This window comes from Niastella soli, from assembly GCF_017742245.1.
GTDB lineage: Bacteria > Bacteroidota > Bacteroidia > Chitinophagales > Chitinophagaceae > Niastella > Niastella soli.
This window is the reverse complement of the sequence record NZ_JAGHKO010000010.1, coordinates 202,824-214,515: the sequence shown is the minus strand read 5'-3', so window position 1 is coordinate 214,515 and position 11,692 is coordinate 202,824. Positions and strand designations below refer to the sequence as shown.

The 11,692-nt window shown below is 44.2% G+C and carries 10 protein-coding genes; 5 read left to right on the top strand and 5 right to left on the bottom strand.

Going from position 1 to position 11,692, the window contains the following annotated elements:
• Positions 1 to 40: 40 nt before the first annotated feature.
• Entirely contained in the window at positions 41 to 1,309 is a 1,269-nt protein-coding gene (locus J7I42_RS25200; protein WP_209141653.1) for an LVIVD repeat-containing protein, read from the top strand.
• A 9-nt stretch (positions 1,310 to 1,318) separates the two neighbouring features.
• Complete coding sequence (locus J7I42_RS25195; protein WP_209141652.1) at positions 1,319 to 1,915, top strand: PH domain-containing protein; 597 nt, start codon at positions 1,319 to 1,321, stop codon at positions 1,913 to 1,915.
• A gap of 9 nt (positions 1,916 to 1,924) precedes the next feature.
• Here J7I42_RS25195 and queG read toward each other — a convergent pair whose 3' ends face one another.
• Entirely contained in the window at positions 1,925 to 2,854 is a 930-nt protein-coding gene (gene queG, locus J7I42_RS25190; RefSeq protein WP_209141651.1) for a tRNA epoxyqueuosine(34) reductase QueG, read from the bottom strand.
• Entirely contained in the window at positions 2,844 to 3,740 is an 897-nt protein-coding gene (locus J7I42_RS25185) for an AraC family transcriptional regulator (RefSeq protein ID WP_209141650.1), read from the bottom strand. Before J7I42_RS25185 ends, queG begins: the two co-directional genes overlap by 11 nt.
• A 258-nt stretch (positions 3,741 to 3,998) precedes the next feature.
• Here J7I42_RS25185 and J7I42_RS25180 point away from each other — a divergent pair, with 258 nt between their 5' ends.
• From J7I42_RS25180 to J7I42_RS25170, 3 genes are all read left to right on the top strand, one after another.
• Positions 3,999 to 5,477, top strand: coding sequence for a xylulokinase (locus tag J7I42_RS25180; protein ID WP_209141649.1), 1,479 nt, complete (start codon positions 3,999 to 4,001; stop codon positions 5,475 to 5,477).
• A gap of 218 nt (positions 5,478 to 5,695) precedes the next feature.
• Positions 5,696 to 7,024 (top strand): xylose isomerase, encoded by a 1,329-nt coding sequence (gene xylA, locus J7I42_RS25175; RefSeq protein WP_209141648.1) that lies wholly within the window; start codon positions 5,696 to 5,698, stop codon positions 7,022 to 7,024.
• 248 nt (positions 7,025 to 7,272) lie between these two features.
• Positions 7,273 to 8,901, top strand: a complete 1,629-nt coding sequence (locus J7I42_RS25170) for a sodium:solute symporter (protein WP_209141647.1) — start codon at positions 7,273 to 7,275, stop codon at positions 8,899 to 8,901.
• 95 nt (positions 8,902 to 8,996) lie between these two features.
• Here J7I42_RS25170 and J7I42_RS25165 read toward each other — a convergent pair whose 3' ends face one another.
• The 3 genes from J7I42_RS25165 to J7I42_RS25155 all read right to left on the bottom strand — a co-directional run bounded on the left by J7I42_RS25165 (position 8,997) and on the right by J7I42_RS25155 (position 11,661).
• Positions 8,997 to 9,572 (bottom strand): CAP domain-containing protein, encoded by a 576-nt coding sequence (locus tag J7I42_RS25165; protein WP_209141646.1) that lies wholly within the window; start codon positions 9,570 to 9,572, stop codon positions 8,997 to 8,999.
• A gap of 417 nt (positions 9,573 to 9,989) precedes the next feature.
• Positions 9,990 to 10,283, bottom strand: coding sequence for a hypothetical protein (locus J7I42_RS25160; protein WP_209141645.1), 294 nt, complete (start codon positions 10,281 to 10,283; stop codon positions 9,990 to 9,992).
• 322 nt (positions 10,284 to 10,605) lie between these two features.
• Complete coding sequence (locus tag J7I42_RS25155) at positions 10,606 to 11,661, bottom strand: serine hydrolase domain-containing protein (RefSeq protein WP_209141644.1); 1,056 nt, start codon at positions 11,659 to 11,661, stop codon at positions 10,606 to 10,608.
• Between the last annotated feature and the right edge of the window lie 31 nt (positions 11,662 to 11,692).

Sequence of the window (11,692 nt, the reverse complement as noted above, 5' to 3'; positions counted from 1 at the left end):
TTGTTTTCTGACGTTTGTCAGCTATAAAAAAGCTAAGCTTATGAAAAGGCACCTTATGGCAGTGTTACAGTTATGGATAACTGTGATACTAACGGCCTCTTTATCTGGTTGTGATAAAGAAAAAATAACCCGCTCGTATACCTGGTATACACCTGTTTACAGAGCGATGCCTGAAGTGCGGGCTGAGATGAAAAGCAGCCCGGCACGCTCAGTGAAAAGCCCCGGTAAAATATACATTTATGGAAATTACATTTTCCTGAATGAGTTTGATGAAGGCATTCACATTTTTGACAACACCAACCCTTCTTCGCCCAAAAACATTGCGTTTATTCCCATTCCCGGTAATGAAGATCTGGCTGTAAGGAACAATGTATTGTTCGCAGATTCATACAGCGATCTGGTAAGCTTTGATATTAAAGATCCCAGGGCTGTAACCGCTATCACGTTTGCTGAGAACGCCTTCCCTTACCGCAATATTTATTATAGTTATAATTCTATAGGGGGAACACGGCCTTCTACGCCTGACTCCATTAAGGTAACGGTAAGCTGGATACGACATGATACCACGGTTGCCTATTCCAACTCAAACGTTTATTACGATTTTCTTGCATCGGTCAGTGCCAGTGCGCAGCCCACATACAGCGCCACCGTTGGTCAGGGTGGTTCCATGGCACGGTTCACCCTTATTAATGACCACCTGTATACTGTGTCCAAAGCGGAATTGTATGCCTTTAATATTTCCGATCCCAGGGTGCCAAAGTATGTTAATAGAACAGTGATAAATAATAACCAGACAATTGAAACGATCTATCCATTCAAAAACAAATTATTCATAGGGTCAGCGCTGGGGATGTATATCTATGATGTATCCACGCCAGGCAACCTGGTTAAGCAGGGCGAATTTATACACGCTCGCAGTTGCGATCCTGTAATAGCCGATGACACCAGGGCCTGGGTTACCCTGCGTTCAGGTAATGGCTGTGGCGGTACTGTAAACCAGCTGGAAGTAATAGATATAAAAGACCTGTCAAAACCATCTTTAATAAAGCAGTATAGTATGACCAATCCCTTTGGCCTGGGTAAAGAAGGGAATGTATTATTCCTTTGCGATGGAAAGGACGGGATAAAAGTATTTGATGCTACCGATGCCAATGACCTGAAGCTGATAAAGAAAATAGATGGGATGGAACCTTATGATGTAATTACCTGGAACAATAAAGCATTGGTAATTGCAAAAGACGGCCTGTATCAGTTTGATTATTCCAATGTCAATAATATCCGATTACTCAGTAAAATAGGCTTAGAATAATTTACTGTTATGCAAAAAAGATGGCTATTACTTTGGGTAATCCTTACCGGATCATTTCTTATGACCAATGCACAGGAGGCAAAACAGGAACAACCGGCCAAAAAAGGCTGTTCCTGTTCGTTTTCTTCCATTAACCTGGTGGGGATCATAACGGGGGCAAAAAACAATTTTTATCAATTACAAACTATTAATGGGATCAGGTATAAGACCTGGTTTGCGGGAATAGGAGTGGGGGTAGATCCGTATTTCCGCACCAGCTACCCGTTGTTCCTTGATCTGAGAAAAAATATATTTAAGAAAAGCTCCACCCCTTTTTTATATGCAGATGTGGGCGGTCATTTTTTAAAGGATAAAACTGACCAGCTCAATCAATGGTACGAAGATATTTATAGTAGTGGCGTATATACAGATGCCGGTATGGGGTACAGGTTTACGGTTCTTTCAAAGATCGGCTTGGCGATCAGTGCCGGTTATAGTTATAAATACGTAGAGCGGCGAAATAAATTTATAGGCGACAATTGCACTACCGGACGCTGTTATGATAATTATTATACCTATAGACAATATCTGCACCGGGGGACCATAAAGCTCGGCTTTCAGTTCTAACAGGTAACATTACCCTTTCAGGAATTTTACATTTCGTTGTATGCCCTGAAATTTAGCCCGCTTTAAAGGAGAGTGCCGGAATATTTGTTTAAACGCATCCTCCGTTAATGATTCCCATTCTTTGGTAGTGAAATTCAGTATTTCGGGGATAGGCGTGAAACCGGCTTCCCGGGTTGGTTTGGCAAACCGGTTCCAGGGACAAACATCCTGGCAAACATCGCAGCCAAACATCCAGTCGGCAAACTGGCCTTTTTTATCATCGGGCAGTAACAGGTCCTTCAGCTCAATTGTATAGTAAGAAATGCATTGGCTTCCATTGATCACTTTGCCTTCGGTAATGGCGCCGGTAGGACAGGCATCGATACACCGGCGGCAGCTGCCGCAATAGTCTTTGGCTATGGGATCATCATATTCCAACTCAAGATCTACAATGAGTGTAGCTATGAAAAAGAATGACCCCTGTTGTTTTGTGATGAGGTTGCCGTTTTTACCGATCCAGCCAAGCCCGCTGCGGTGTGCCCAGCTGCGTTCCAGTACTGGTGCCGAATCAACAAAACCCCTTCCCTGAACTTCACCAATGTGTTCATTGATGAGCGCCAGCAGGGTATGCAGCTTTTTTTTGATCACTTCGTGGTAATCGTTCCCAAACGCATATTTTGAAATGTTGGGGGTATTGGTTTGTTGGGTTTGCTGCGGAAAGTAATTCAGTAAGACGGTTATTACCGATTTGGCGCCAGGCACCAGTTTCGTGGGGTCAATGCGCAGATCGAAATAATTCTCCATATACTGCATGTTGCCATGCAGGCCTTTATTGAGCCATTGTTCCAGTCGCCGCGCATCGTCTTCCAGTTGCCTTGCCTGGGCAATGCCGCAGAAATCGAATCCTAATTCGCGTACAAACGACTTTATTTGTTGGGTATGGTATTCCTTATTCGCCATTTAAGATCCTGTATTCATCTGGTAAATATTCCTCCTGTTCCTGTATGCGGAACTTCTTCCGGAAACCCGATGGGGTCAATTGCTTTAGTTTTAAGAACTGCTTATTAAAATTGGCCAGGGTATTGAATCCGCTTTCGATACTGATCGCCAGTACGGTTTTTTGGGTGTCTATCAGCAGCTTGCAGGCATGGCCAATACGCACTTCATTCAAAAAATCGACATAGGTCTTCTTGGTGCATTTTTTAAAATAACTGCAGAAAGCCGGGATGCTCATGCCGGCCGTGGCCGCCACATCGCAAAGGGCAATTGATTCCTGAAAGTTATCGATGGTGAACTGGAAGATCCGATCGATCCGGTCTTTATTCTTTGCCTGGAAGGTTTTTACTTCCTGCGTGCTCACTGTTTCGAATTCATGCGCAGTGGTAATTAACTGCAAACATTCGCACAACCGGATGATGCGGGCAAAGCCCTGTAAATGTTCCAACCCGGTTAACAATGGTTTTAATTGCTGCCGTGTTGACCCTTGTATTTTCAACCCCTGCATAGCCACGGTAAACAGTTTTAAAATGCTTTTGCTTTCGGGCAGCTGCATAAAACCCGGGCCCCAAAAGTCATCGGTAAATTGAACTACTACTGCCGCAGTAATGATGTCTTTATGCGCCTTTTGAAAGGTATGAGGCAGGTTACTGCCCAGGAAAAAAACATCGTCGGTTTTAAACTCTCCTATATAATTACCAATAAAAGCGGTGCCTTCGCCTTCCAGGAACAGGATGAGCTCATATTCAATGTGCTGATGCCAGGGTACTTCAAAATGCGGCGTGCGGTAGGTGCGCGCCACAAATGAGGTGTTTTGCGAAAGCGGTAATTTTTCAACTAAGGGTTTCATGACCGGGCTCCTTAACCACTATTTTAAGCAAAAATAAACATAAAGCATATCGGTTATATTAAAATAGTTTATGTTTTTGAAAATAAAGTGGTAGACCATCTTATTAATATCCAATAACTTCGATTCTTCGATAAAGGTTTTTGGTTAACAGGGCAGCAGGTGAAAGGCGTAGAATCAGAATCCACCTGGAGCTTGCTGCCTTTTAAGATTCTTCAAATCACATTTCTCAACCTAAGAAATTAGTAATTAAGCTGCCATATGTTATTGCTTGGAATTGATGTAGGTACGTCCTCTATTAAAGTTTCTGTCGTAGACGCTCAAACACAACAGTGTAAGGCCTCTGCACAATATCCTGAAACAGAATCACCCATACTATCTCCACAACCCGGTTGGGCTGAACAATCACCTGAAATGTGGTGGGAACATGTACAACTGGCTATTAAAAAAGCGCATGCTTCCAATACATATAATCCTGCCGATATTGGTGCTATTGGTATTTCCTATCAGATGCATGGATTGGTAATGGTTGATGAGGACCAGCAGGTGCTGCGTAATTCCATAATATGGTGCGATAGCCGTGCGGTGGAAATTGGCGAGAAAGCATTCAAGGCCATTGGCAAAAAAACAAGTCTTTCCCATCTGTTGAATTCACCAGGGAATTTTACCGCCTCCAAACTGGCCTGGGTAAAAGAAGAAGAACCGGCCACCTATAAAAAAGCAGCTCGCATAATGCTGCCCGGCGATTTCATTTCGATGAAAATGACGGGTGAGATCACTACCAGCATCTCTGCTTTATCGGAAGGTATTTTCTGGGATTTTAAAAAAGACCGCATCAGCAAGGATGTAATGGAGCATTTTGGTTTTGACGACAATCTGATCCCCACTATACAGGACGTTTTCTCTGACCATGGACGATTAAGTGCAGGCGTGGCTGAATCCTTATCATTACAGCCCGGTATTCCGGTTACTTATAAAGCGGGCGATCAGCCTAATAATGCGTTGTCGTTAAATGTGCTGGAACCCGGAGAAGTGGCCGCAACGGCCGGTACTTCAGGTGTTATCTATGGCGTAAGCGACGAACTCACCTATGATCCCGAATCGCGTGTGAACACTTTTGCACACGTTAACTATACCAATGATGAAAAACGGTTGGGCGTGCTGTTATGTATCAACGGCACCGGCATTTTGAATCGCTGGGTTAAAAATATTTTCACTCCGGCTATCAGCTATACCCAAATGAACAACGAAGCGTCAAAAGTGCCGGTGGGCGCCGATGGCTTACGCGTGCTGCCCTTTGGGAATGGCGCCGAACGAATGCTGAACAATCAGATCATTGGCGTACACTTTCATCATATCGATTTAAACCTTCATTCACAGGCGCATTTGTTCCGCGCAGCTCAGGAAGGCATTGCCTGCGCATTCCGTTATGGACTTGACATTATGCGTGAGAATGGCATGAACCCGCAGGTGATCAGGGCTGGTAAAGCCAACCTGTTCCTCAGTGAGCTGTTTGTAGAAGCGTTTGTAAACACCACCCATGTGCCGGTTGAATTGTACAACTGTGATGGCAGCGTAGGCGCGGCCATAGGCGCAGGTATTGGCGCCGGCGTATATAAAACTCCTAAAGAAGCATTCACCCAGGTAAAACCATTGACAGTTATAGAACCCACGAAGAAAAAGGAGTATAAAGCGGTTTATGAAGAATGGAAAGGGCTTCTTGATAATATACTGAAGTAGGTTGACCAGTTGACAGCCTGCCCCGACGTGTCGGGGAGGAATTAAGTTGATAGAGGTGAAATGGTTAATAAAGTTGATAGGGGTGATAAGGTTGACCCTTTCACAGCCTGTCCCGACCTGTCGGGATTTCACGTTTGCCGTTTCACGATAAGCGACTTAGGCCACAATAGCTTCACATTAAACAAAGATCATCTTACGTAAATAATAAACTCACTAATATGAAAATCATTACAGGCGACAAAGAATTCTTTAAAGGCATTGGACAGATCAAGTATGAAGGTGTGGAGAGTGATAACCCACTGGCCTTTAAATGGTACGATGAGAACAGAGTAGTGGCTGGTAAAACCATGAAAGAGCATTTACGCTTTGCTGTTTGTTATTGGCACACCTTCTGTAACACGGGCGCCGACCCATTTGGCCCCGGTACCAAACATTTCGCTTGGGATAATGCTGCTGATGCGGTAGCACGGGCTAAAGACAAAATGGATGCAGCCTTTGAGTTTATCACCAAACTGGGTGTTCCTTACTATTGTTTTCACGACATTGACCTGGTTGATGAAGGTGCTAACATAAAAGAATATGAAAGCCGTTTACAATCAATTGTTGATTATGCCAAACAAAAACAGGCGGCAAGCGGCGTGAAATTATTATGGGGAACAGCCAATGTGTTCAGTAACCCCCGTTATATGAATGGTGCGTCTACCAATCCTGATTTTGCTGCTGTTGCATATGCCGGCACTCAGGTGAAGAATGCGCTCGATGCTACCATAGCACTGGGCGGCGAGAACTATGTATTCTGGGGTGGCCGCGAAGGTTATATGAGCCTGTTGAACACAAACATGAAACGTGAGCTCGATCACCTGGCCCAGTTCCTGACCATGGCGCGTGACTATGCACGTAAACAAGGGTTTAAAGGCGTGTTCTTTATTGAACCCAAACCATGTGAGCCTACCAAACACCAATACGATTATGACAGCGCTACCGTTATCGGTTTCCTGCGTCATTACGGGCTTGATAAAGACTTTAAACTGAATATTGAAGTAAACCATGCCACCCTCGCTGGCCATACCTTCCAACACGAATTGCAGGTGGCCGCCGATGCGGGTATGCTTGGTAGCATCGATGCCAACCGGGGTGATGATCAGAACGGCTGGGATACCGACCAGTTCCCCGTAGATCTGAATGAACTGGTAGAAAGCATGCTCATCATTCTGGAAGCCAAAGGTTTTGCTGGTGGTGGAATAAACTTTGATGCCAAAACCCGCCGGAACTCAACCGACCTGGAAGATATCTTCATGGCGCATATAGGTGGCATGGATACATTTGCCCGTGCACTGGTGATCGCTGATAAAGTAATGCAAAAATCGCCTTACCTGAAATTCCGTAAGGACCGCTATGCTTCTTTTGACAGTGGTAAAGGAAAAGAATTTGAGACCGGTGCATTAAAACTGGAAGACCTGCGTGAGTTTGCTTTAACGAATGGCGAACCCAAACAGACCAGCGGTAAACAGGAATGGCTGGAAAACATCATCAATCAGTATATTTAGTATAAAGTATAGATTTTGTGGAGATAGGATTGTGAAGTAGGAAGTAGGAAATAGGACATAAGAGATAGTAAGTAGGAAGTAAGAGGTAAGAAATAAAGAAGGCTGGAATTAATTAGAGAAATCGAAATTCAGGTTCTTCCTACTTCTTACATCATACTTCCTGCTTCATTTTTGGGGATCCCCGGTAGCGACTTATTTTAACGAAGGGGACGTTAACAACAACATTCGTAACCAAACAAGCTTGCCATATGCATTTTCTTGGTCCAACCGATTGGTTATTCGTAGGCCTGTACCTGGCAGTAATAGCTGCGATCTCCATCTGGTCAATTAAAAAAGCAAAAGACTCACCATCTGATTACTTTCTGGCCAACCGTAACCTGGGCTGGTTTGTGATCGGTGCATCCATCCTGGCTTCCAACGTAGGTTCTGAACATATTGTAGGTTTAGCCGGAACCGCTGCCAGCAGCGGGGTAGTGATGGGGCATTATGAACTGCATTCCTGGATCATCCTTACGCTGGGTTGGGTATTTGTACCCTTCTATATGCGCAGCATGGTGTATACCATGCCCGAATTCCTGGAAAGGCGTTTCAATGCAAAAGCAAGATGGTTGTTGTCGATCATCCAGCTCATAAGCTATGTAATTGCAAAAGCGGCGGTAACTATTTATGCCGGCGCGCTGGTGTTTAACTCCCTGCTGGGGGTTGACTTCTGGACTGGCGCCATCATCCTTGTAGTAGTAACGGGTGTATATACCATCTTTGGTGGCTTGCACGCGGTAATGTATACCGAAGCCATCCAGGCCATTGTATTGTTAGCGGGTTCTGCCGTGTTGTTGTTCATTGGTTTAGATAAAGTTGGTGGATGGGACACGCTGATGCACTCGCTGCCCAAGGAAAAACTGAATATGTTCCAGCCATTGTCGAATCCTGATTTTCCATGGGCCGGCATCCTATTTGCATCGCCGATTGTGGGGCTCTGGTACTGGTGTACCGATCAGCATATTGTACAACGCTGTTTGGCAGCACGCAATGAAAAGGAAGCAAGAAGAGGGACCATCTTTGCCGCGTATTTAAAATTGATGCCATTCTTCATATTCATGATCCCCGGGTTGATCGCTTATACATTACACCAACAGGGCAAATTAAATATGACCGATACCGATGTGGCGTTCCCAACGCTGGTAAAGGAAATTATGCCGGTTGGATTAAGAGGATTGTTGGCCGGTGGTCTGCTGGCCGCTTTAATGAGCTCGCTTGCTTCTGTATACAATGCCTGTTCCACCCTGTTCACCATGGATATATATAAGAAAAAGAGACCTGATGCATCCAATCACGAATTGGTGCGGGTGGGCCGTATTGCGACGGGTATTGTGGTGCTGCTGGGTATGATCTGGATCCCGTTGATGAAAAATATCTCAAAAGGTTTGTATGGCTATTTACAAAGCGTACAATCGTATCTGGCGCCACCGATTGCCGCCGCTTTTTTGCTGGGGGTTTTCTCCAAGCGGATCAATGCAAAAGGGGCTTACACTGCCATGGTGGTAGGTTTTATAATTGGTATCCTGAAACTGGTGTTTGAATTAATGAAAGGCCAGTTAAGTCCAGGTCTGTTGTACGACTTCGCTACTATGAACTTCTTATACTTCTGTATTGCCCTGTTCGTGTTCTCGGTAGTGTTGATGGTTGCGATAAGCCTGGCTACTCCTGCACCAGATGAAGCGCATATAAAAGGATTGACGTTTGCTACTACGGTTGCTGAAGATAAAAAAGCATCCCGTGCAAGCTGGAATCAGAAAGATTTGATATTAACCTTACTGGTGCTGGTGTTTATTATTGCAGTGTTTGCATACTTCTCCCCACTGGGAATTGCGAAATAAATTGGATATTACCTTCTTCAGGTGCCATCTCGAATTTCGGGATGGCATTTTTTTTTGCCCGTCGAATCCGTCAACTGGCGGAGTAGGCGGGTTGATCACCAGTTGTGTTTGGCAATTACAATACAGGTATAAGAGGGGTATTTTCCTCCATCGCATTTTACAAAACCGATGCCTACATCCAATAGGGTGGCGTCAAAATCGCCAATGCCCAGCAAATGATCGCGGTGGCCCTTGCTGGCGTCTTCTGCATCAATGATCAATGCTTTAATAGCGGCTTCACCGGAATCGTGACCGGCACCTATTGATTCAAAGTAGTTTTCTTTCTTATCTTTTAGCCAGTCGGCATTCAATTTATAGCCACTTTGGTTAATGAAAAAATTAATGCCATAGCCTTCGGGATTAACATGATCGAAGTAATTGCGTTTGGCCATGTCAAGCGCTTTGATCTCGGCTACCCTGGCCAGGGTATCGTTCCACCGCAAGGGTGTTTTGGTGATCCGCAGTTTTGAATTGAGGGAGAGTTCCTTGTAATATTTCTCCGGGTTGCTACGAATAGTATTCAACAATTGAAACGCTTCCTGCGCTTCTTCTTTTACCACAAAGGGATTGTTATTATACAGGAACGATAATAATAACATGACTACTGGCACCATGTAGGAAACTGTTTTCATAAGAAGTACGGTATGGTTCTAAAATGAAATATCGCTCTTATAATAAATATAAGCATCTCCCACGGCATTTGCAATAGGGAGGTGAAGTGTTAACAAGTTGATAAGTTTACGGATTGATAAGGTTGTTGATCAGTTGACCAGTTAAAAGGTTGTTAGGGTTAATAAGGTTGATGGAGTTGATAAGGGAAGTAAGAGTTAAGAAGTAGGAAGTATCGGGCTGAAGGCGAAAATGTGAGTTGTGAGTGGGCTCGCGACTGTCGGGACTAATAATTATTTTGGCCGCCTAAAAATTTATTGCCAACTGCCGATAATAATCGGAGTTCCACAATAAGGACTTTCACGTTTCACGATTCATGACTCCGGACCTGAGCGTAGCGAAGGCCCGTCTGCCGTCTGCCAATTCACGATTGCCGTCTGTTATTTCTCATGATACAAACCCTCTTCCCCCGTAGCCAGCGATTGAATAGTAATATCATTGTTATTACCCAACAGATCGCCGGATGACATTACTACAACAGCTACAGGTAAATTACTTTTCAAGATGGTGTCACCTTTAAAGCTATAAGTTTTGTTATCAAATTGTAACTGGTCTCCAATACGATACCCCTGGCCATACAGCCATTTATGACCTCTGATATGTTCCGGACTTAATGTGGTACAGCAGGTGACGAGTGGGAGGGAAAGGATAGTGAGTGTAGCAATTGTTTTCATAAGTAAGATGTTTGGTAAAAAAATACAAGCAATAACCGGGCCGGTTGGTTGCTTGTATTTTGGTGCTGAGACAGTGCTAACAACTACTTATAAGCAAGGATAATATACTACCTGTATTAAGTGGTTTTGTGTATTTCGGATAATTGTAATGTAATCCGGCTCAGCCGGTTTTTTATTTGTCTTTATTTTTCGGTTACAGGTCAATACAATAAATGATTCACGAAGGATCATAACGCATAAGGACTGATGATGAACAATGGGCGTTTCGGTTAATCCCGGGAGGCCCTTTTTTATGAATGTCAGTGGTGAGTAGTGAGTGCTTTTATTTACAGTTGCTGCCCCCAACCACTTCATCCACTGCGCTCTTAAACTGCATGGCAATATCCTTCTTCTGTTCATTCAGCAACGACTTTACAAATATGATTGCGGCATAGTTGCGGCATTTGTCAATATACGGCCAGGTGCCAAACAAACCCGGACTACTTACCACGGTGCTATTGCCATTGGCATCTTCTTCCTGGATCCATTCCCCCAGGCCATAGTGAAAACCTTCCGCCACTTTGGGCGTGTATTTTACCGGCAGATTGGTGAATTGAGGTTTCTCCATTTCTTCAATTGCCTTTTCGCTCAGTATTTTTTTACCCTCAAACATACCTTTACTGAGTATCATCGATAAAAAGTTAATATAATCATTGGCGGTACTGCGGGCGCCGCCGGAGGGATTGGGGGCATACCCATTTTCATTCATAAACGAGGTTTGCTTCATTTTCAAGGGACGCAATAATTTCTCCTGAATGAGGCGATCGAATGGCTTTTTAGTGATCACTTCCAGCACCCGGCCGGCAACGTTCAGGCCTATGCCGCCATAATGAAATTCAGTACCGGCATTATTGGAGATCTCTTTGGCGGCAAAAGTATTTACCTCTTCTTCCAGCGAAGTGAATTTACTTCGTTGCACCATCTTTAATAAATTGCCTTTATCGTTCTCGATACCTGTAGTATGCGTCAGGCATTGGCGAATGGTTACATAACTCTTCATGTACTTGTCAAAAACGGGCAGGTATTTACTAACCGGGTCATCCAGGTCCAGTTTGCCTTCATCAACAAACATCATCACCAAGGCTGCAGTAAGCCATTTGCTGCAACTGGCAATGGGGGCCGGGGTTTTGGCATTGAACTCGCCCAATTCCTGGCTGTGGACCACCTTCCCGTCTTTATATACCAGAGCCACTACATCGTTGCCCAGTATTTTCTGGTTCTTTTTTACCAGGGCATCTACCTGGCTGAAGTCGGACTGCGAAAAGGAAAACTGAAAGAATAACAGGAATAAAGATAGAATACTGCAAATGAGGCAGATAGAACGGGTTTTTAATGACATAAATGCATGAATTTAAGGCCTGGATTATGAT